The 21,150-nt window shown below is 37.7% G+C and carries 25 protein-coding genes; 19 read left to right on the forward strand and 6 right to left on the reverse strand.

Going from position 1 to position 21,150, the window contains the following annotated elements; genetic code table 11:
• Nucleotides 1-110: 110 nt before the first annotated feature.
• From A2U94_RS01815 to A2U94_RS01825, 3 genes are all read left to right on the forward strand, one after another.
• On the forward strand, nt 111-1,034 hold the full coding sequence (locus A2U94_RS01815; protein WP_025911691.1) for a PLP-dependent cysteine synthase family protein: 924 nt from the start codon (nt 111-113) through the stop codon (nt 1,032-1,034).
• Between the two features lie 3 nt (nt 1,035-1,037).
• Nucleotides 1,038-2,171: a bifunctional cystathionine gamma-lyase/homocysteine desulfhydrase gene (locus A2U94_RS01820; protein WP_025911690.1), complete on the forward strand. Its 1,134-nt coding sequence runs from the start codon at nt 1,038-1,040 to the stop codon at nt 2,169-2,171.
• A gap of 437 nt (nt 2,172-2,608) precedes the next feature.
• Nucleotides 2,609-2,851 carry a YrhC family protein gene (locus A2U94_RS01825; RefSeq protein ID WP_025911689.1) on the forward strand — a complete coding sequence of 81 codons (243 nt, stop codon included), beginning with the start codon at nt 2,609-2,611 and terminating at the stop codon, nt 2,849-2,851.
• Between the two features lie 45 nt (nt 2,852-2,896).
• On the opposite strand, the gene sigK is transcribed toward A2U94_RS01825, so the two are convergent.
• Nucleotides 2,897-3,604 (reverse strand): RNA polymerase sporulation sigma factor SigK, encoded by a 708-nt coding sequence (gene sigK, locus A2U94_RS01830; protein ID WP_035321368.1) that lies wholly within the window; start codon nt 3,602-3,604, stop codon nt 2,897-2,899.
• Between the two features lie 214 nt (nt 3,605-3,818).
• Here sigK and A2U94_RS21425 point away from each other — a divergent pair, with 214 nt between their 5' ends.
• Complete coding sequence (locus tag A2U94_RS21425; RefSeq protein WP_175384220.1) at nt 3,819-3,980, forward strand: hypothetical protein; 162 nt, start codon at nt 3,819-3,821, stop codon at nt 3,978-3,980.
• A 30-nt stretch (nt 3,981-4,010) separates the two neighbouring features.
• Here A2U94_RS21425 and pssA read toward each other — a convergent pair whose 3' ends face one another.
• Nucleotides 4,011-4,550 (reverse strand): CDP-diacylglycerol--serine O-phosphatidyltransferase, encoded by a 540-nt coding sequence (pssA, locus tag A2U94_RS01835; RefSeq protein WP_062954399.1) that lies wholly within the window; start codon nt 4,548-4,550, stop codon nt 4,011-4,013.
• A gap of 251 nt (nt 4,551-4,801) precedes the next feature.
• Nucleotides 4,802-4,942 (reverse strand): sporulation histidine kinase inhibitor Sda, encoded by a 141-nt coding sequence (locus tag A2U94_RS01840; protein WP_025911687.1) that lies wholly within the window; start codon nt 4,940-4,942, stop codon nt 4,802-4,804.
• A 491-nt stretch (nt 4,943-5,433) separates the two neighbouring features.
• Between A2U94_RS01840 and A2U94_RS01845 the strand changes: the two genes are divergently transcribed.
• The 8 genes from A2U94_RS01845 to A2U94_RS01880 all read left to right on the forward strand — a co-directional run bounded on the left by A2U94_RS01845 (nt 5,434) and on the right by A2U94_RS01880 (nt 10,540).
• Complete coding sequence (locus A2U94_RS01845) at nt 5,434-5,949, forward strand: YqeG family HAD IIIA-type phosphatase (protein WP_025911685.1); 516 nt, start codon at nt 5,434-5,436, stop codon at nt 5,947-5,949.
• 2 nt (nt 5,950-5,951) lie between these two features.
• A complete protein-coding gene (gene yqeH / locus A2U94_RS01850; RefSeq protein WP_025911683.1) occupies nt 5,952-7,058 on the forward strand; it encodes a ribosome biogenesis GTPase YqeH in 1,107 nt (368 codons plus the stop codon).
• Nucleotides 7,059-7,081: 23 nt separating this feature from the next.
• The gene (aroE, locus tag A2U94_RS01855) at nt 7,082-7,924 is read left to right on the forward strand and encodes a shikimate dehydrogenase (RefSeq protein WP_025911681.1); all 843 of its coding nucleotides are present in this window, start codon (nt 7,082-7,084) and stop codon (nt 7,922-7,924) included.
• Nucleotides 7,925-7,943: 19 nt separating this feature from the next.
• Nucleotides 7,944-8,237 carry a ribosome assembly RNA-binding protein YhbY gene (gene yhbY, locus A2U94_RS01860; RefSeq protein WP_025911680.1) on the forward strand — a complete coding sequence of 98 codons (294 nt, stop codon included), beginning with the start codon at nt 7,944-7,946 and terminating at the stop codon, nt 8,235-8,237.
• A gap of 85 nt (nt 8,238-8,322) precedes the next feature.
• A complete protein-coding gene (locus A2U94_RS01865; protein ID WP_025911679.1) occupies nt 8,323-8,895 on the forward strand; it encodes a nicotinate-nucleotide adenylyltransferase in 573 nt (190 codons plus the stop codon).
• Nucleotides 8,882-9,454, forward strand: a complete 573-nt coding sequence (yqeK, locus tag A2U94_RS01870; RefSeq protein ID WP_025911677.1) for a bis(5'-nucleosyl)-tetraphosphatase (symmetrical) YqeK — start codon at nt 8,882-8,884, stop codon at nt 9,452-9,454. The genes A2U94_RS01865 and yqeK overlap by 14 nt, the downstream gene beginning before the upstream one ends.
• Nucleotides 9,447-9,803, forward strand: coding sequence for a ribosome silencing factor (rsfS, locus tag A2U94_RS01875; RefSeq protein WP_025911675.1), 357 nt, complete (start codon nt 9,447-9,449; stop codon nt 9,801-9,803). The genes yqeK and rsfS overlap by 8 nt, the downstream gene beginning before the upstream one ends.
• Nucleotides 9,800-10,540, forward strand: coding sequence for a class I SAM-dependent DNA methyltransferase (locus A2U94_RS01880; protein WP_062687312.1), 741 nt, complete (start codon nt 9,800-9,802; stop codon nt 10,538-10,540). The genes rsfS and A2U94_RS01880 overlap by 4 nt, the downstream gene beginning before the upstream one ends.
• Nucleotides 10,541-10,908: 368 nt before the next feature.
• Here A2U94_RS01880 and comER read toward each other — a convergent pair whose 3' ends face one another.
• Nucleotides 10,909-11,733, reverse strand: coding sequence for a late competence protein ComER (gene comER / locus A2U94_RS01885; protein WP_025911672.1), 825 nt, complete (start codon nt 11,731-11,733; stop codon nt 10,909-10,911).
• A gap of 95 nt (nt 11,734-11,828) precedes the next feature.
• Here comER and A2U94_RS01890 point away from each other — a divergent pair, with 95 nt between their 5' ends.
• The 3 genes from A2U94_RS01890 to A2U94_RS01900 all read left to right on the forward strand — a co-directional run bounded on the left by A2U94_RS01890 (nt 11,829) and on the right by A2U94_RS01900 (nt 15,448).
• Nucleotides 11,829-12,455 (forward strand): helix-hairpin-helix domain-containing protein, encoded by a 627-nt coding sequence (locus A2U94_RS01890; protein WP_061784768.1) that lies wholly within the window; start codon nt 11,829-11,831, stop codon nt 12,453-12,455.
• Nucleotides 12,456-12,532: 77 nt separating this feature from the next.
• Nucleotides 12,533-13,099 carry a ComE operon protein 2 gene (locus A2U94_RS01895; protein WP_025911670.1) on the forward strand — a complete coding sequence of 189 codons (567 nt, stop codon included), beginning with the start codon at nt 12,533-12,535 and terminating at the stop codon, nt 13,097-13,099.
• Between the two features lie 48 nt (nt 13,100-13,147).
• Nucleotides 13,148-15,448 carry a DNA internalization-related competence protein ComEC/Rec2 gene (locus A2U94_RS01900; RefSeq protein ID WP_062954400.1) on the forward strand — a complete coding sequence of 767 codons (2,301 nt, stop codon included), beginning with the start codon at nt 13,148-13,150 and terminating at the stop codon, nt 15,446-15,448.
• A gap of 112 nt (nt 15,449-15,560) precedes the next feature.
• On the opposite strand, the gene A2U94_RS20380 is transcribed toward A2U94_RS01900, so the two are convergent.
• Nucleotides 15,561-15,695, reverse strand: a complete 135-nt coding sequence (locus A2U94_RS20380; protein ID WP_025911668.1) for a YqzM family protein — start codon at nt 15,693-15,695, stop codon at nt 15,561-15,563.
• Nucleotides 15,696-15,968: 273 nt separating this feature from the next.
• Here A2U94_RS20380 and holA point away from each other — a divergent pair, with 273 nt between their 5' ends.
• Nucleotides 15,969-17,003, forward strand: coding sequence for a DNA polymerase III subunit delta (holA, locus tag A2U94_RS01905; protein WP_224839995.1), 1,035 nt, complete (start codon nt 15,969-15,971; stop codon nt 17,001-17,003).
• Between the two features lie 45 nt (nt 17,004-17,048).
• On the opposite strand, the gene rpsT is transcribed toward holA, so the two are convergent.
• Entirely contained in the window at nt 17,049-17,315 is a 267-nt protein-coding gene (rpsT, locus tag A2U94_RS01910; RefSeq protein WP_025911665.1) for a 30S ribosomal protein S20, read from the reverse strand.
• Nucleotides 17,316-17,511: 196 nt separating this feature from the next.
• On the opposite strand from rpsT, the gene gpr reads away from it, so the two are divergent.
• The 3 genes from gpr to lepA all read left to right on the forward strand — a co-directional run bounded on the left by gpr (nt 17,512) and on the right by lepA (nt 21,034).
• Complete coding sequence (gene gpr, locus A2U94_RS01915) at nt 17,512-18,624, forward strand: GPR endopeptidase (protein ID WP_062954402.1); 1,113 nt, start codon at nt 17,512-17,514, stop codon at nt 18,622-18,624.
• 81 nt (nt 18,625-18,705) lie between these two features.
• Nucleotides 18,706-19,041: a DUF3679 domain-containing protein gene (locus A2U94_RS01920; protein ID WP_025911662.1), complete on the forward strand. Its 336-nt coding sequence runs from the start codon at nt 18,706-18,708 to the stop codon at nt 19,039-19,041.
• Between the two features lie 166 nt (nt 19,042-19,207).
• Entirely contained in the window at nt 19,208-21,034 is a 1,827-nt protein-coding gene (gene lepA / locus A2U94_RS01925) for a translation elongation factor 4 (protein WP_025911660.1), read from the forward strand.
• Nucleotides 21,035-21,150 lie beyond the last annotated feature (116 nt).

Raw genomic sequence — 21,150 nt, forward strand, 5'->3', positions numbered from 1 at the left:
GTCCAATAGTACCAATACTATTTTATAGTATTGGTACTATTGGGATTTAATTCACACTAAACAGATGAGTTAACTATAGATGGAACTTTTACTAAAGAGGTGTTGGCATCATGGAAGTCGTAAAAAGTATCCATGAGTTAATTGGAAAAACTCCCATCGTTGAAATTACAAAATTCGCGCTTCCTAAAGATGTACGATTGTTTGCGAAGCTTGAATACTTTAACCCGGGAGGAAGTATTAAAGATCGTCTTGGAAAAGAGCTGATTGAAAGAGCCCTAGCTACAGGAAAAGTTACTGATGGTGGGACAATAGTTGAACCAACTGCAGGAAATACGGGAATCGGGCTTGCTTTAGCAGCTATTCCATACAATTTAAACGTTGTTGTATGTATTCCTGAAAAGTTTAGCATTGAAAAACAAGAGCTTATGAAAGCCCTTGGTGCAAAGGTTGTTCACACGCCTACGAGTGAGGGAATGAAAGGAGCTATTCAAAAAGCGAAGGAGCTTATCGAAACTATTCCAAACGCATATTGCCCGCAGCAGTTTGCAAACGCTGATAATCCGTTAACGTATTACAAAACGCTAGGTCCAGAGGTATATGAACAGCTGGATGGTCATATCGATATATTTGTGGCAGGAGCAGGCACAGGTGGTACATTCATGGGAACTGCTCAATATTTAAAAGAACAAAATCCATTAATAAAAACAGTGATTGTTGAGCCTGAAGGTTCAATTTTGAATGGCGGTCAAGCAGGTCCTCACAAAACAGAAGGCATTGGGATGGAATTTGTACCGGATTATATCAATACAAGCTACTTTGATGACATTCACACCATTGAAGATGATTTAGCATTTAAAGCTGTCCAAGAGTTAGCGGCAAAGGAAGGGCTTTTAGTAGGGAGTTCATCAGGAGCTGCTTTTATGGCTGCATTAAAAGAAGCACAAAAAGCTAAGCCTGGTACAAATATCCTTACTATTTTTCCAGACAGCAGTGAACGATATTTAAGTAAAAAAATTTATGATGGAGGTATTTAGATAATGAAGCGTAAAACACAGCTTATTCATGGTGGAATTGCGGGAGATCAACATACTGGAGCAGTCTCAGTTCCCATTTATCAAGTGAGCACGTACAAGCAAGAAGAAGTTGGGAAACACAAAGGTTATGAATACTCACGTACAGGGAATCCAACAAGGCATGCTCTAGAAGAACTAATTAAAGACCTCGAAGGAGGAGAAGCGGGATTTGCTTTTGGGTCGGGGATGGCTGCAGTTACAGCGGTTATGATGTTGTTTAACAGCGGTGACCATGTTATTTTAACGGATGATGTATATGGCGGTACGTATCGCGTGATTACGAAAGTGTTAAATCGCATTGGCATTGAAGCGACATTTGTTGATACAAGTGATGTTACAAACATCGAAAAAGAAATCAAAGAAAATACAAAAGCACTGTACATTGAAACACCAACAAACCCGCTATTGAAAATCACCGATATTTCGGAAGCTGCACAAGTAGCGAAAAAACATGATTTAGTAACGATTGTCGATAACACATTTAGCACGCCATACTGGCAAAATCCAATTGAGCAAGGAGCGGATATTGTTCTCCATAGCGCAACGAAATATTTAGGAGGCCACAGTGATGTTGTGGCAGGATTGGCAGTTGTAAATTCGAAAGAACTTGCAGAAGAGCTTCATTTTATTCAAAATTCAACTGGAGGTATCTTAGGCCCACAAGATTCATGGTTACTCATGAGAGGAATGAAAACGTTAGGGATTCGTATGGAGGAGCATGAAGCAAATACAAAGAAAATTGTCGACTATTTAAGCAATCATCCAGCGGTACAAAAAATTTACTATCCAGGCCTTGAAAATCATCCGAACCACGCAGTTGCCAAACAGCAAGGAAGAGGATTTGGTGGTATGGTATCGTTTGATGTAGGTAGTGAGGAGCAGGCTAATAAGCTATTAACCACGGTAAAATACTTCACATTAGCTGAAAGTTTAGGAGCGGTGGAAAGCTTAATTTCTTTACCTGCTAAAATGACGCATGCTTCTATTCCAGCTGATCGTCGCAGAGAATTAGGAATAACGGATGGACTAGTACGTATATCAGTAGGTCTTGAAGATGTAGAAGATTTAATTGAAGATTTGTCAAATGGTTTAAAATAAAAGAGACTGAGACATAAGTAGTTCAGCCTCTACTATACCTGAACAATTGAGAGTTCATAACTTTTAATCGTTCAGGTTTTTTGGTTGATTGTGAAAACAATGTTGGAAACAGGGTGGAATGGAGCGTAGGACACTCCACTCCTGCGGGAAAGAGAGGGGAGACTGAGATCCCAAAGTGCAGCGAGGAAGCCCAGGTTCCTCCCCGCGGAAAGCGAGTGGCCGTAGCGCAATGGAACGAACGTGTTAAGACAAACTAAAGAGATGGGAACAGCTAGTGTTCGTCTTTTAGAAGCAATCATTTTGTTATGTCCCAAACTCTTTTGTTTACATAAATTGTCATCCTTGTGCTGGTGTTCTTTATGTTACGATAAAGATAGCGTTTCTAGTCACCACACGTACTAAGAAAAGTGCAAAGGCTTAAGGGAAGGGTGAAGCTTATGAATCAAAAAGAATTAAAATTAATTAAACAAAAAATAGAAGATTATCGACGATTTATTTATGTATTGTTAGCTACAGGTACATTTTTATATATTGGTGTATTAATTGGGCAAGGTGAAAAAACGTTTGTTCAATTAATGTTCATGTCCGGAGTAGATGTTGTTTTATTATTAGTAGCATTTTACTTTGCTTATCGAGCTAAAAAGTTAAAGAAGAAAATAAAAGATGAGCTATCATCATAACGGTGTATAAAGAAAAGTGGAAGAGAATTAATTGTTCTTTCCATTTTACTTTTTTTCTTTTTCAGCGCGATAAAACTCGTGAAACATTTTCATTAATGCGCGTTTTTCGATGCGGGAAACGTAGCTTCTAGATATATTGAGTTCCTTAGCTATTTCACGCTGTGTTTTTTCTTTCTGTAAATCAAGCCCGAATCGTCCAACAATTACCTCTTTCTCACGCTCATCAAGAATATCAATGTACTCTTTGATTTTTTCTAATTCCATATTTAGCTGAATCATATCAATAACATCATCTGATTCAGATTTTAAAATGTCAATAAGGCTAATTTCATTTCCTTCTTTGTCTTGGCCGATTGGATCGTGCAACGACACGTCCTTCTTTGTTTTCTTTAAAGCGCGTAGGTGCATTAAAATCTCATTCTCAATACATCTTGCCGCGTACGTTGCGAGCTTTGTACCTTTTCCTTGAGAATAGCTTTCAATCGCTTTGATTAAACCAATTGTTCCAATTGAGATAAGATCTTCAGCGTCTTCCCCCGTGTTTTCAAATTTTTTCACGATGTGTGCTACGAGTCGAAGGTTATGTTCAATTAATAAGTTTCTCGCTTCTTGGTCTCCTTGAGCCATTAAAGTTAAATAGCGTTTTTCTTCTGCAGCTGATAGCGGCTGGGGAAAAGCGTTATTTTTAACATACGACACAAGAAATATTAACTCTTTAAAAAAGTATCCGAGCGCTGTAATAATAGCTGACATTTTCACACCTCCAGTTAGTGTAAGCGATAAAGCCGTGACATTAAATTATATGTTAGGCGGGCTTACTATGTGCCTGTACGGTTAAAAATAACGGCAAGACAAGCGAGTTTCATAGAATTCTTTTTGAGAAGTACAGACACAATGGACACCTGCCCATACATAAGCTATCTTTTTGAATAAATTATGAGTAATACGTATGTGAGGAGTGACAACTATGTCATATGGATATGGCGGATATGGATGTTATCCAAGCTATCCATGTTATCCATCTTGTGGCGGTGGAGGATATGGATGGGGAATAGGGTTACTGGTTGTTTTATTTGTACTACTACTTGTTTTCGGCGGTTTTTACTGGTTTGGATGCTATTGGGATTAACAAAAACCTCATGCGAGCATGAGGTTTTTGTTATACTTTCTTTAGTTTAAATGTGCTCACCATTAGGAAAGATAAAATAATGGTTAAAAACATAAAAACGTAGGATGGTAAGTACGGTACAGATAAGTAGCTTAAGGTTAATAAACATCCCGCAGCTGTAATGGGCAATCCTGTAAAGTAACCGTTGTTCTCTGTAATATTAAAGCGTGCTAGTCTTAGAGCACCGCATGCGATATATACAATGGCGAATACAGCCCCTGAAGCTCCGTAGCTAAATAGAATGCTTTGATATAGTAGTAGAGCAGGGGCAATACCAAATGATATAATATCGCACATGGAATCTAGCTGCTTGCCAAGTTCTGATTCAATATTTAACTTCCGGGCAACCATCCCATCAAAGCGATCAGCTAGCGCTGCAAGAAAAATAAGCAGTAGGCTGAGCTTTAACTCATCACGTAGAATGAATAAAATGGCAAAGCTACCAAGGCTTAAATTTAGTAATGTTAAAGCATTTGCTGATTGGGATTTTATCTTTTTAATTGTATGATCAAGATAATCTAATAACAACAAGTTCCTCACTCCTTTTAGAGGATGACCTCATACAGCATAATGATAGAAAAGGTCGTAATTTCATTTTAGACGTAAACGAGAGGCTAGTAAAGAACTATTCAACTTTGGTATCTTAAAATTACAGGAACGTATGTAAAGCTTGTTAACGCTATCTAAGCAAAAAATAGAACCTATTTAAGGAAGAGGGAAGCTTGTCAAGTAGGAACGGTACCAGACAAGCTTTACTGCTCTTAAATAGGCTCTTCTATTAGTTAAGATGGAATTTGAATTGTTATTTTTAATGACCGACGTTGGATTTCTTTTTCAATCAGCTGAATGAACTCCGGGCTTAATTGCAACTGTGTAGCTTTATAATATGATTCGATAAGCAGTTCATCTGATAATTTTCGCATGATAATGCCGCCACCTCCTATAAAAAAGATAGGTGCTTTAATTCTAAGAAGTATCTCGTGTCCCAATAGAATTCTTATTCATAATGTATCATGAATTGAAATATAGAACAATCGTTCTGTTATCCACAACTATAAGTGGATAAGCTGTGAGTATTTTGTTTATAATTACCAATAATGCATAATCTATTGAAAGGGATAATGTGAATAAAATTATCCACAGAATACCAGTTAGCATAATTTGTCGAAAAGTTTCTTGAGAAAATATCGAAGATTTTAAGGTTTTTTCATTTGTTTTTAATCATTTTATTCTTTTTTTGGTGAAATTAAGATATGATTATAGTTTGACTGCAGAAATTTCAACAAAAGCAACAGCTGATGAAAAAAGTAGTATTTAAATATAAATAACTGGTGGAAAAATGAATATCCCCCGTTATAATGATAGGCAGAAATCGTTCTTAGAACGTTATTAATATAGTTGAGGTGCATAATACGTGTTAAAACTTTTTTTACCAAACCAACATGTGAAAAGTGTATTGCAAATTAAGCCTGAGGAGTTAATCGAGCGAGGAGTAAAGGGGATTATCACAGATTTAGATAATACGCTAGTTGAGTGGGACAGACCTGACGCAACTCCTGAGCTTATCGAATGGTTTAAGTTAATGCAAGAACATGGTATTAAGATTACTATTGTATCGAATAATGTGGAAAAGAGAGTTAAGCTCTTTTCAAATCCTGTAGGGTTACCATTTGTTCATCAAGCAAGAAAGCCGATGAGAAAAGCATTTAGACGAGCACTGCGTGATATGGAGCTACAAAAGGATGAAGTAGTTGTCATCGGAGATCAGCTTTTAACAGACGTGCTAGGCGGAAACCGCTTAGGTGTATACACCATTTTAGTTGTGCCCGTTGCGCAAACGGATGGATTTATTACAAAATTCAATCGTAAAATGGAGCGACGTATTTTAGCTTGGATGAAAAGAAAAGGTATGATTAACTGGGAGGAATAAAAGTGAGTGAAGAAAAGCTACAGTGCATGGGTTGTGGGGTAGAAATTCAAACAGAGCGTCCAAATGATATTGGTTATGCCCCTAAGTCTGCACTTGAAAAAGAGTTTATTATTTGTCAAAGATGTTTTCGTTTAAAGCACTACAATGAAATTCAAGACGTATCGCTAACAGATGACGACTTCTTGAAAATCCTAAATGGAATTGGCCAAACGGATGGTTTAGTCGTAAAGGTCGTAGATATCTTTGATTTTAACGGTAGTTGGCTCCCTGGTCTACATCGCTTTGCAGGCGGAAATAACGTCATTCTTGTTGGAAATAAAGCGGATTTACTTCCTAAATCTGTGAAGAAAAATAAATTGATTCACTGGATGAAGAAATCTGCAAAAGATCTTGGGTTAAAGCCTGTAGATGTCTTTTTAATGAGTGCGCATAAAGGACAAGGCATTAAGGAAGTTGCTGAAGCTATTGAGCACTACCGATTTGGAAAAGATGTTTATGTTGTTGGCTGTACAAATGTTGGGAAATCAACGTTTATCAACGCAATTATTAAAGAATTCACAGGTGAAAAAGATGTGATTACAACATCTCAATATCCTGGCACAACGCTTGATATGATTGATGTACCGCTTGATAATGGCGCATCGTTATATGATACACCTGGTATTATCAATCATCATCAAATGGCACATTACGTAGATAAGCGCGATTTGAAGCTTATTTCTCCAAAGAAAGAGATTAAGCCTAAAATTTATCAGCTAAATGAAGGACAGACGCTGTTCTTTGGAGGATTGGCACGATTAGATTATGTAAGTGGCGGTCGTAAATCATTGACGTGCTATGTATCAAACGAGTTACTTATTCATCGTACAAAGCTCGAAAAAGCAGATGCGCTGTATGAAAATCAGTTGGGAGAGTTGCTTCAACCTCCAAGACCAGAGCAGCTAAGTGAGTTTCCTGAGCTTGTTGCCCACGAATTTACAATCAAGCATGACAAGACGGACATTGTGTTCTCTGGGCTTGGTTGGGTGACGGTAAACGAACCTGGTACAAAAGTAGTTGCATACGCACCAAAAGGTGTTGGGGTATTTGTACGTGAATCACTAATTTAAATATAAAGAAGAGGGGAAATAGGTTGAAGCAGTTATATGGACTAATAGGTTATCCAGTAGGGCATTCACTTTCACCGCTTATGCATAATGATGCGTTTGAAAATTTAGGAATAGACGCTCATTATGAGGCGATTCAAATTGAGCCAGACTCCTTTAAAGTTGAAGTTGAAAAGCTAAAAAAGCAGCAGATTAAAGGGTTTAACGTGACGATTCCGTATAAAGTTGATATCATGGACCTTTTAGATGAGGTGGACCCTTTAGCTAGAGCAATTGGTGCCGTTAATACAGTTGTGAATCAAAATGGACGCTATGTTGGATATAATACAGACGGTGATGGATATGTGGCATCTCTACTGCAGCATGTAGGGGGCACATTAAAAGATAAAGCTGTTGCAATTATTGGTGCGGGAGGAGCGGCTAAAGCAATTTTTTACACGCTAGCATCTCATAAAGATAGCCCTTCCTCTTTCTATATATGTAACCGAACGGTTGAAAAAGCACAGAGCCTAATTGATCAGTTGCCATTTCAAGCTAATGCGTCAGCCATCACATTAGACGAAGCAGAAAAAAAAGTAGACACATTTGATGTCATTATTAACACAACATCTGTGGGAATGCATCCTCATGTGGAGGATGCGCCAATCGACATTCAACATATTCGCCCAGAAACAATTGTTAGTGATATTATTTACAATCCGTTAGAAACTAAGTTATTAAAAGAAGCAAAACAAAAGCAAGCATATTGTCATAATGGCGTAGGTATGTTTGTATTACAAGGCGCGCTTGCTTTTGAAAAGTGGACAGGTATCGTTCCTGACCAAAAAAAGATGGAACAAATTGTGTTAAAGAAACTTACTGAAAAGTAAAAGCATCATGGAGGTTTTTATGTTAAAAGGAAAACAAAAGCGATTTTTACGCTCAAAAGCACATCATTTATCACCAATCTTCCAAGTAGGTAAAGGTGGAGTGAATGAAAATATGATTCAACAAATTTCAGATGCACTTGAAGCGAGAGAATTATTAAAAGTTAGCATTTTACAAAACTGTGAAGAAGATCGTAATACGGTAGCAGAGCAGTTGGCTAAAGGTGCTAGAGCTCAAGTTGTACAAGTAATTGGTAACACTATCATTCTTTATAAAGAGTCACGCGAAAATAAACAAATCGTATTACCTCGATAAGAAAAGGATACCCTATCATACGCGTATGATAGGGTATATGTACATGTTGAGAGAAGCTTAATATGATAAAAGGAGCTATGATTTTTTGAAACGTATTGGTATTTTTGGTGGAACGTTTAACCCTCCCCATATCGGACATTTAATTATGGCAAATGAAGTATTGTTTTCATTAAAGTTAGATGAAATTTGGTTTATGCCTTCGCATATTCCGCCTCATAAAACCTTGAAACAAGAAATAGATCCCAATCATCGCTTAAATATGCTTAGTTTAGCGACTGACGGTTATTCTAAATTCCGCGTTCAGTCGATTGAATTCGAACGTAACGATATATCATATACATTTGATACGATGTGCATCTTAAAAGAAACATACCCAGATAATCAGTTTTATTTTATCATCGGGGCAGACATGGTAGAATATTTACCAAAATGGTATAACATTGAGGAGCTGCAAAAGCTTGTGACATTCGTAGGGGTGAAGAGGCCTGGATATGAAATGAAATCTCCATATTCAATACTGGAAGTAGAAGCACCTCAAATGGATATCTCTTCATCATTTATACGAGAACGTATTAAAGTGCAAGGTCCTATTGACTTTTATGTGCCTTTATCAGTAAAACACTATATTGAGGAGAATCAGCTATATGAATCAGAGTGAAGCGTTAGCTGTTGTGAGAGAGCAGTTAACAGAACGAAGATATATTCATACGTTGGGAGTCATGGAAACAGCCGTAAAATTAGCCGAGCGATATGATGTGGATATAAAAAAAGCCGAATTAGCTGCAATCTTTCATGATTATGCAAAATTTCGACCAAAAGAAGAAATGAAAGCGATTATTATAAATGAAAGCATGTCTGTTCACCTTCTTGAGGCCAATACAGAGCTCTGGCATGCTCCAGTTGGTGCATTCTTAGTTGAAAAAGAAGTGGGGCTAACGGATGAGGACATATTAAATGCTATTCGCTATCACACATCAGGGAGACCAGGGATGTCGTCTTTAGAGAAAGTGATTTATGTGGCCGATTATATTGAGCCAGGTCGCAAGTTTCCTGGAGTTGAAGAAGTAAGAGAGCTTGCAGAGCAAGACTTAGATAAAGCGCTACTTCAAGCATTAAAAAATACGATTAGCTTTTTGATTAGCAAAAATCAAAGAGTTTTCCCAGATACGCTGTATACTTATAACGAATTAGTTCTAGGAGGAAACATAAATGAATGAACGCGATTTATTATCACTTGTGGTAAAAGCAGCAGACGATAAAAAAGCAGTGGATTTAGTTGCATTGAATATGCAAGGGATTTCACTCGTAGCAGATTACTTTGTCATTTGTCATGGTAATTCTGATAAGCAGGTTCAGGCTATTGCAAGGGAAGTGAAAGAGCAAGCGCATGAACATGAAATTACGGTAAAGCGTATGGAAGGGTACGATGAAGCACGTTGGGTACTTGTGGATTTAGGTGATGTTGTTGTTCATATTTTCCACAAAGACGATCGTGGCTACTATAATTTAGAGCGCTTGTGGGGAGACGCGCCTTCTGTTGACTTACAAGAAGAATTACAATCATGAGCAGCTATAAGCAATTCGCCTACGTATACGACCATCTCATGACGGACATTCCATATGACCAATGGATTCAGTTTGTATCCCGTAAAGTTAAGCCGGGTGAAGAGCTGTCTATTCTTGATGTAGGGTGCGGAACTGGTGAGATGTCAATTCGTTTAGCCAAACAAGGCTATGAGGTAACTGGGATTGACCTATCGGATGATATGTTGGTGATTGCGCAAGAGAAAGCGCAAAACGAAGGTATCGCGTTAAAGCTATATGAACAAGATATGTCAAAACTTGAGCTGATGCAGGAGTTTGATTGTATCGTTATCTTTTGTGATTCACTTAATTATCTACAAACTGATGAACAAGTTAAAGAAACGTTTATGCGTGTCTATGAACATTTAGCTCCAGGTGGCTTTTTGTTATTTGATGTCCATTCAACGCATAAACTTAAGAATATTTTTGGGGATAATTCATTTTCATATGTAGATGATGATGTATCGTATATTTGGAACTGTGAGTATAATGAGGCTAATCAAAGCGTTCAGCATGATATGACATTTTTTGTGTATGACGAAGAAATTGAAGCGTACGACCGATTTGATGAGGTTCATATTCAGCGAACGTTATCAGAGTCTACTTATAAAGAGTGGTTAACAGAAGCTGGGTTTTCAGCTGTTGAAGTGAGCGCTGATTTTAAAGACGAGTTTCCTCATCAAAGTAGTGAAAGAATATTCTTCTCTGCAAAAAAATGAGTTTGGGACATAACAAAATGATTGCTTCTAAAAGACGAACACTAGCTGTTCCCATCTCTTTAGTTTGTCTGAACACGTTCGTTCCATTGCGCTACGGCCACTCGCTTTCCGCGGGGAGGAACCTGAGCTTCCTCGCTGCGCTGCGGGATCTCCGTTTTCCCTCTCTTTCCCGCAGGAGTCGAGTGTCCTACGCTCCATTCCACCCTGTTTTCAACATTGTTTTCATAATCAACCAAAAAACCTGAACGATTAAAAGTTATGAACTCTCAATCGTTCAGGTATAGTAGAGGCTGAACTACTTATGTCTCAGTCTCATTTTTTTTTATAAAAAAGCAGGAATTTTGTTGAATGAAGGTGAATAATGTTGATTACGTAAAATTAAACTGCTTTTCAACGAGCTCGATATCCTCATCAAACTTCTCATGTGTTTTTTGAAACAAACGAACAAACATATCTCCAAGTTCCTCTTCTAATACTTTAATTCCTTCTCCTGTAACACCGCCCTTTACGCTTACTTTCTCTTGTAAAGTAGGGAGCGTAAAAATTTCTTTTTCAAGTAATTTACCCATTCCAATAATCATATCACTAGCCATAATGGTTGCTTCTTCTTTTGAAATCTCCGTTTCTTGAACAGCAGCATCAATAAATTTCTGTAACAAGAAGCTGAAAAAAGCAGGTCCACAGCTAACAATATCCGACGATACCCTTGTAATGTTTTGTGGAATTGATACGGTTTTAGACATGCTGCTAAATAAATTTGTTAAGTAATTTTGATAAAAAGATGAACAATGATCGCCATATGTCATAAGTGATACGCCTGACAACGCAAGATTTGTAATGCTTGGAATGATTCGTGCTACTTGGGTAGGCACGATGCTTTCCAGCTGCTCCACGCTTATTGGACTTGTAATCGATACAATGCAATGTTCTTTCGTTAACAGCGGTTTTATTTTTATTAAAAGGGGGTGAATATCCAATGGTTTTACACATATAAAAATAAGTTGTGAAGAACGGACAACTTCTTCCGCACAATCTCCCAGCTGAATTTCTTGGTGCTGCTTTTGAATCGTTTTTGCTTTGCCTTTTGTTCGATTTGTGATAGTTAGTTGTGAAGGATGTACGGCTTTTGACTCAATAAAGGCATCAATTAATATTCTCCCCATATTACCTGTTCCAATAAATCCTATATTCACTTGTACTTCCCTCCTTCAAAAGCCTATTCTTCTAAACAGTATGAGATTATTAATCAATTTATGACGTTAGTTCATAATCCCTTAAGGAGGAAACCATGACTTTATCGAAAAAACATTGGATTATTTTGGGTTTTATTTCGGTAGCTGTATGTGGGTTTTTAATTTATACAAATGTTTTATTTCCCCAGGTAGAAACGAGTGCTCAGGTTGGAGATGACTTTCCATTTGCTGAAAAACAAGAAAGTAGTTCTTCAACAAGAGACGTGCCTCAAAAAGATTCTACAAGTACTCAAATCGTTGTTGATGTGAAAGGTGAAGTTCAAAAACCAGGCGTATACGAGCTTGAGGCTGGCCTTAGGGTTCAGGATGCTGTCGAGAGAGCGAGTGGAATTACGAAAGAAGCGGACATGAATCAGGTAAATTTAGCAACAAAAGTAGCTGATGAAATGGTCATCTATATTCCAGCTATTGGTCAAGAGCCTCAAGTACCTGTTGCTAGTGGAGGAAGCGTTGAAAAAAGTGACAGCGGTGTAGTGAATCTTAACACAGCAACGTTAGAAGACCTGCAAACTTTAAATGGAATCGGTCCGTCAAAAGCGCAAGCGATTCTCACATATCGTGAAGAAAATGGTCCTTTTAAAACAGTGGAAGATCTGCTACAAGTCTCAGGAATTGGCGAAAAATCATTGGAGAAAATAAAAGCAGAGATAGCAATAAATTAGTGAATGCGTTGACGTCATCTCCTTTTAACCGATACACTATGTACTAGATAGCGAGACAAGAAAGTAGGGAGTAGAAGATGACAAGAATTTCGTGGGATCAATACTTTATGGCACAAAGTCATTTATTAGCATTACGCAGCACGTGTGAACGTTTAGCTGTAGGTGCCACAATTGTAAGAGATAAACGTATTATTGCAGGCGGATACAACGGATCAATAAGCGGCGGGGTGCATTGTGCAGACGAAGGCTGTTACGTCATTGATAACCATTGTGTCAGAACCATTCATGCAGAGGTAAATGCTCTGTTACAGTGTGCTAAATTTGGTGTTAAAACAGAAGATGCAGAAGTTTATGTCACGCATTTTCCTTGCTTAAACTGTTGCAAAGCACTTATTCAAGCTGGGATTAAGACCGTTTATTATGCCAACGACTACAAAAATCACCCATATGCTATTGAATTATTTGAGCAATCAGGGGTAAGATTTGAAAAAGTCGAGCTAAACGAAGCTGTCATTGATTTAAACAGTCAAGAAAAATGGAGCTTTGTAAACAGTATTTTAGAGAAGCTTCACCAGAGTAATCTTTCCAAAAAAGAAATTGCTCGCTTAGAAGACCAAGCCTTTTCGTTGTTTCAACCTTCATAAGCTAGGCACTTGGTGTCTAGCTATCTTTTTTGAATGGGAGGTGCTTTCTTGAAAGGTTTCTATTTATATATAGCAGTTAGCTCCATGTTAACCATGTTTTTAGCTTATCATCTATCATGGATTACATTCGTATTTGCACTAAGCTACGCGGTTTTTTTATACCTGAAGTGCCCACCGTATGTTTTCGTCCTTTGTGTTCTTGTTGGCGGTTTTTCTTTTGGGTTGTTTTATCTTTTTTCACTTCATCATCAAACATCTATCTCTTCCAATCAAACAATATTTACCGGTCAAATCGCTTCTATTCCTGATATTGACGGAAGCCAAGTGCGCTTTTTCTTTAGCACTCAAGGTGAGGACATATCCGTTACGTATTATATGAAAAATGAAAGTGAAGTTAAACAGATTCAAAACCTAACGATTTATGACCAATGTATGCTAAAAGGCAAACTTTCTTCTTTTGAAGAAGGGCGAAATCCAAATGCATTTAACTACAAAGCATACATGAATACTCAGCGTATTCACTGGAATCTTAAAGCATCTACTTTTACAACCTCTTTATGCCAACCTCCTAAACGATTATCTCTCATTCAGTCCCTTTCTACCTATCGACAAAAAGGAATTGACTACCTTAAACAGACTGTTCCTCAGCCAGCTTCTTCTTTTATGCAAGCGCTCATTTACGGAGAGAGAAACCAAATCGATTCTGATTTACTTCAGCTTTACCAAAGTTTCGGGCTTATTCATTTGCTAGCTATTTCAGGACTTCACGTTGGTTTAATGACCTTTATGTTTTTTTATATACTGATTCGAGTGGGGGTGACGCGCCAGTTAGCCATAAACATTTTATTAGTAACTCTTCCTTTGTATGCTATTATCGCGGGTGGGGCGCCTTCGGTTATTCGTGCAGTGTTAATGAGCATGTTAGCATTAATTAGCATGCAGTATCAAAAAAAGATTAGTCTAACCGACAGCATAGCAATAGCATTTTTGTTAATGGTAGTTGTTAATCCATTTTATATTTTACAAGTGGGATTTCAATTATCTTTTGTGGTGACCCTTTTTATTGCGCTTAGTACACAGATTATTCTAAAGCGAATTACCTCAACTATAGCTCAGTTACTGATGGTATCGTTGGTTGCGCAGCTCGGATCGCTACCGCTGTTATTGTTTTATTTTTATGAAATTTCGCTACTAAGCCTTCCTCTTAATATGATTTATGTTCCCTTTTTTTCAACAGTCATTCTTCCACTTTGTTTGTTCACATTTATTGCTTCATTTTTCTTTTCACCCATCGGAACTATAGGTCAATGGCTACTAAATAATATATTATTACTGAGCGAATGGTTCTTGAAGCTACTACACGATGTATCTCCTGTGTTCTTAATAACAACCGGCAAGCTTTCTCTATGGGTTGTTGGACTTTTTTACATAGGTATTTACGGCGTTTTATGGTCTATGGAAAACAAGAAATATACGTCTTTTTTTAGCATAGTCACTGTCCTAATGTTCGTGGTTCAATGTCTTTTTCCGTATGTAAATCCATATGGGAAAGTGACAATGATTGACGTGGGTCAAGGAGATAGCTTGTTAATTGAGCTTCCCTATAGGCAAGGGATTTATTTAATTGATACGGGAGGTAGCGTTCCGTTTTTCAGTGAAGATTGGCAAGTACGTCGCGATTTGTTTGATGTGGGAAGGGATGTTATCATGCCAGTTTTAAAATCAAAAGGAATTCGAAAGGTAGATAAGTTATTGATTACGCACGGCGACTATGACCATGGTGGAAGTGCCAGCACGTTACTGAATCAAGTCAAAATTGAACAGGTGGTGCTGGGGAAAAAGAAGCAGTTTACAGATTTAGAACAAGATATTATCAAGCAAGCAAGGAAAGCGAATAGCGAGATTTCTTATGTTCAGAAAGGAGATCACTGGAAACAAGGAGACATTTCTTTTTATATTCTTTCACCAACAGGCTCAGAAACAACAAGCAATAATTCATCTATTGTTTTGTTTACAGAGTTTGGAGGACTCAACTGGCTTTTTACAGGTGATTTAGAAGAAGCGGGAGAAAATGAGATTCTTCGCACTATTCCTTCGCTGCAAGCTGATGTGTTAAAGATTGCACATCATGGAAGTAAATCGTCTACATCACCTGCGTTTCTTCGTGCACTTAACCCCAAAATTGCTCTCATATCAGCAGGTAAAAAGAACCGTTACGGTCATCCTCATGAGGAAGTGGTTGAAAGGTTACAAGAAGCCGATGTTTTGATTTACCGAACAGATGAAAACGGTGCAATCACGTATACATTTCGAAAAAACAAAGGAACCTTTTACCCCCAACTTCCATAGTCTATATCAAGTTAAAAAAACGACTGTAGATGACAGTCGCTAAGTGTTGCTGATTTTCTATCTCGTTTACCGATTCAACTAATGAATAAAGGTTGTATTCATTAGCAGCTACTTATGAACCAAAGTAGTGAATGACCGTTGCGATAATAAATAAGGTAGTAAAAAATCCAAATGATGCGATAAATCCTACAGCCGAATCGACTGCGTCGTTTCGTTTACTTTGAACGCTTTCTTCAAATTGATTCATTGCCACCCCTCCTATTTACAGTATAATCCATGTTTTTTAAAAAATCTATAAAATATAAAGCGTTTTCCTAACATGACAACAGTTAACAATCATTGTTTGTGGCAAAAAAGTAAACGATAATTATATGGGTTTACTCATTAACAAATAAGTAACCTAGGGCTTAATTTGTTAGTGTTTATTATAAACTGAGGAGTTGCTGCTTTTAGCAATTCCTTTTTGTATTCTTGCCAAACCGTTGTCGCACCTATACCATAGAAGGTGAAGAACTATAGAATGGAGCGTAAAAAATTGGCAATAGATTCGTTGAAAACTATCAATTCTAAGGACATAAAACCCGTCTATTTATTACATGGTTTAAATGCTTTTATTATGAAAAAAGCAAGAGATAAAATTATTCAACATTCCTTATCAGATGAGGAAAAAGAGTTTAATTTATCGATATATGACTTAGAGGAAACGCCGATTGAACAAGTAATTGAAGATGCTGAAACGCTGCCTTTTTTAGGTGATAAGCGAGTGGTAATTGCCAAGAATGCTTTTTTTCTAACGGCAGAAAAATCAAAATCTAAGGTAGAACACGATGTTAGTAAATTGCAGGACTATCTTGAGCAACCCGCACCTTTTTCAACTTTAATCGTGCAAGCTCCTTATGAAAAATTAGATGAGCGTAAAAAGATAACAAAAGCGTTAAAAAAGCAGGCTACATATGTGGAAGCAAATGAATTTAATGAGCATGACTTAGTGCAGTGGATAAAAGACGTATTGCATAAAAGAAACGTGGAAATGGATGAAGATGCTAAGCAGCTCTTGCTGCAGCTTGTCGGATTAAACGTTACGATCATCACAAATGAAGTGGAGAAAATGATGCTTTATGTAGGAGATAATGGTGTCATTACGCGGGAAGTTGTACACGAGCTTGTAGCCAAAACGTTAGAACAAAATGTCTTTACACTTATTGAAGCAGTTATGAATAAAAACCTAAAAGAAGCGTTAAATATTTATCAAGATTTGCTTCGGAACAATGAGGAGCCAATCAAAATTCTATCGTTACTAGCTTCACAATTTCGCTTAATTTATCATACAAAGCAGCTTTCTGGTCAAGGGTATAGTCAACAGCAAATTGCACAAACGTTAAAAGTGCATCCTTTTCGAGTGAAAATTGCTCTTCAACAAAGTCGAAAATTTGAAGAGCCGTTGCTGCGTAGCATTATCAAAGAGCTAGCAGAAGCAGATTATGAAATGAAGACGGGAAAAATAGACAAAGAATTGCTTTTACAATTGTTTTTCTTAAAGCAAGCTGGTGTCTAGCAAAACATAAAAAAAACGATCCTATAGGGATCGTTTTTTCGCTTATTATGCAGATAAACCGTTAAGTTTTTGCGCTAAGCGAGATTTTTGACGAGCTGCAGCGTTTTTGTGGATAAGACCTTTTTGTGCAGCCTTGTCTAATTTTTTAGAAGCAACAGAGTATGCTGCTTTTGCATTATCTACATCGTTGTTTTCAACTAAAGCTTCAAAGTTTTTGATAGCAGTACGCATAGCAGATTTTACTTGGATGTTATGTGCACGACGAGCTTCAGCAGTTTTTACACGTTTGATAGCTGATTTAATGTTTGGCATTCGTTTCACCTCCCGAAATTATAACAATCGAGATTATATAGAACTCGACATTTCTTACAATAAGAACAAAGGATATTTTATCAAACCCACGGCTATAATGCAATAGCACTTAAAAGGAATTTTATCGCTCTCGTGCATGAATTAATTAGCAAGAGGTGAAACTAACTTCTATGATAATAGCTGAGGAGGGTCTGCAATGAATGAAAACTTAGACTTAAGTCAATATAGTATTCGCACTGATTTAGCCGTGGAAGCAAGAACGATGGCTGTTGAAGACAATGAAAAGCAAGCCAAGCAGTCTGAGCTTGAAGGCGTTATTTTTAAAGAGAAAGATGTCGATGGAGTAAAGGTATCTTTAGTCGAAATAACTGAACAAGGTGCCCAAACGATTGGAAAGAAAAAAGGTCGCTATCTTACTCTAGAATCTGTTGGAATTCGCGAGCAGGATACCGAAAAGCAGGAAAAGATGGAAGAAGTATTTGCCGAAGAACTAAATCATTTTATAAAAGGCTTGAATATCCCAGATGATGCAAGTTGTTTAGTAGTCGGTCTTGGAAACAGCAGCGTTACTCCGGATGCACTTGGACCAAAGACGGTCGAAAATTTATTAATCACTCGTCATTTATTTGCTCTACAGCCTGAAAGCGTAGAAGAAGGGTTCCGTCCGGTAAGTGCTATTATACCTGGTGTAATGGGGATTACGGGAATTGAAACGAGCGATATTATCTTTGGTGTTGTCCAAAAAGTAAAACCTGACTTTATTATTGCGGTTGATGCTTTAGCAGCTCGTTCAATCGAACGTGTGAACGCAACGATTCAAATTTCAGATTCAGGTATTCATCCCGGCTCTGGAGTTGGAAATAAACGAAAAGAAATTAGCTATGAAACGCTAGGTATTCCAGTAATTGCAATCGGTATACCCACAGTTGTTGATGCGGTATCAATTACAAGCGATACCATTGATTTTATTTTAAAGCATTTTGGACGTGAGATGAATGAACAAGACAAGCCTTCGAAGTCTCTTATCCCTTCCGGAATGACGTTTGGAGAAAAAAAACAGTTAACTGACGAAGATTTACCAAGCGAAGAACATCGTCAAACGTATTTAGGAATGATTGGTACGTTACCTGATGAAGAAAAGCGTCGTTTAATTCATGAGGTGTTAGCGCCGTTAGGTCATAATTTGATGGTTACACCAAAAGAAGTTGACTTATTTATAGAAGAGATGGCCAACGTGGTAGCTGGAGGGCTGAACGCAGCTCTTCACCATGAAGTGGATCAAGGAAACTTTGGATCTTATACTCATTAAAAGTGAATGAAACAAGAAGAAGTATCCCATAATGAATACTACGAAAATGAATAGGTATGTTTAGATGAAAGGAGCATTCTCATGGCGAAATTCATGATGAAGTCGCTGCTGCTAAGCGTTGTGTTATTGTTCGGTGTACTATTAGGGATGCAGACTGCCCAGCAAGGGCTAATTAAGATGAAAGGGTATGATGACCCTAGTATTCAGCAAGTTTTTACAGTTTCTAAAACGAGCGAGGGCGAAGTAGAAGCAGATGTAATGGGCAACAAGCGAGTTGTGGACCTTGAAGAAAAACAAAAGCTACTGGAAGAGCGAAAGGCATTTAACTTTTTTTCTTCAATCGGAAAAAGCTTAGCTAACGGCATACAGGCTGTTATGCAAAAAGCAGTCGAAGCTTTTCATAACCTGTTTGTATAAAACAACAAAGCAGAGCAGCCTTAATGTTTCGCTATACATTAAAGCTGCTCTGCTTTACTATTGAGCTCATCTCTCTCCTTCCTTTGAGAAGTTTATTGAATGTTGACTGATGTGTTGTTATAATTTACTTTAGTGTATTTTGCCGATTTTCAGTAGGAGTGAAAAAATGATGGATAGAGAAGCGAAGTTAAACCGACAGTCGAAAATTAGAAACTTTTCGATTATTGCTCATATAGATCACGGAAAGTCAACATTAGCTGACCGTATTTTAGAAAAGACAAATGCGCTTACGCAGCGCGAAATGAAAGCTCAGCTTTTGGATTCTATGGATTTAGAACGTGAGCGTGGAATTACTATTAAGCTAAATGCTGTTCAGCTTAAGTATAAAGCAAAAGATGGGGAAGAATATATTTTCCATTTAATTGATACTCCAGGGCACGTCGATTTTACATATGAAGTGTCTCGTAGTCTTGCAGCTTGTGAAGGAGCAATTCTTGTAGTGGATGCAGCTCAGGGAATTGAAGCGCAAACATTAGCAAACGTATACTTAGCGCTAGATAATGATTTGGAAATCTTACCGGTTATTAATAAAATTGACCTTCCAAGTGCTGAGCCTGAACGCGTACGTCAAGAAGTGGAAGATGTAATTGGCTTAGATGCTTCAGAAGCAGTGCTCGCTTCTGCAAAAGCAGGTATTGGAATTGAAGAGATTTTAGAGCAAATTGTAGAAAAGGTACCTGCTCCTGAAGGCGATCCTGAAGGGCCTTTAAAAGCCTTAATTTTTGATTCATTCTATGATGCGTATCGTGGTGTTGTTGCATCTATTCGTATTGTAGAAGGGTCGGTCAAAACAGGCGATAAAATTCGCATGATGGCAACGGGCAAAGAGTTTGAAGTAACAGAAATTGGTGTATTAACACCAAAAGCAGTTCCACAAGACCAACTATCTGTTGGAGATGTAGGATATTTAACAGCTGCTATTAAAAACGTAGGAGATACACGCGTAGGGGATACGATTACGCTTGCTAAAAATGGTGCAACTGAACCATTACCAGGTTACCGTCGTTTAAATCCAATGGTATATTGCGGCTTGTATCCAATTGATACAGCAAAATATAATGACTTACGTGAAGCCTTAGAAAAACTGGAGCTGAATGATTCTGCCCTTCAATTTGAACCAGAGACATCTCAAGCATTAGGATTCGGCTTCCGCTGTGGATTCTTAGGCCTGCTTCACATGGAAATTATCCAAGAGCGTATCGAGCGTGAGTTTAAGATTGACTTGATTACAACAGCACCAAGTGTTATCTACGATGTTTACATGACGGATGGCGAGAAAGTATCTGTTGATAACCCGTCTAATATGCCAGACGCTCAAAAGATTGAAAAAGTGGAAGAGCCGTATGTAAAAGCAACGATGATGGTTCCTAATGATTATGTAGGAGCTGTTATGGAGCTTTGTCAGAAGAAGCGCGGTAACTTCATCGACATGCAGTATTTAGATGCGAATCGAGTGAGCATTGTGTATGAGATTCCGCTAGCTGAAATCGTGTATGATTTCTTTGATCAATTAAAATCAAACACAAAAGGGTATGCATCCTTCGATTACGAATTAATTGGTTACAAAGAATCTAAGCTTGTGAAAATGGATATCTTATTAAATGCAGAAAAAGTCGATGCACTGTCCTTCATCGTGCACCGTGACTCAGCGTACGACCGCGGTAAGATTATCGTAGAGAAGCTTAGAGAGCTGATTCCACGTCAGCAGTTTGAAGTCCCTATTCAGGCAGCTATTGGTCAAAAGATTGTAGCACGTTCAACAATCAAAGCCATTCGTAAAAATGTATTAGCAAAATGTTACGGTGGAGATATTTCTCGTAAGCGTAAGCTTCTTGAGAAACAAAAAGAAGGTAAAAAACGAATGAAGCAAGTCGGATCAGTAGAAGTTCCACAAGAAGCATTCATGGCTGTACTGCGTATGGATGAAGAGTGAGAAATCATTTAATATAAGCAGTTTAGTGTTTTATAACTGATTGATTTGTTACACTATAGCGTAGAGCGATTAAAGACGCGTTACGATAAAAAATACCGCAGAGAGCATCTGCGGTA

The organism is Bacillus sp. VT 712 (assembly GCF_001614195.1).
Taxonomy (GTDB): Bacteria; Bacillota; Bacilli; order Bacillales; family Bacillaceae_H; genus Priestia; species Priestia flexa.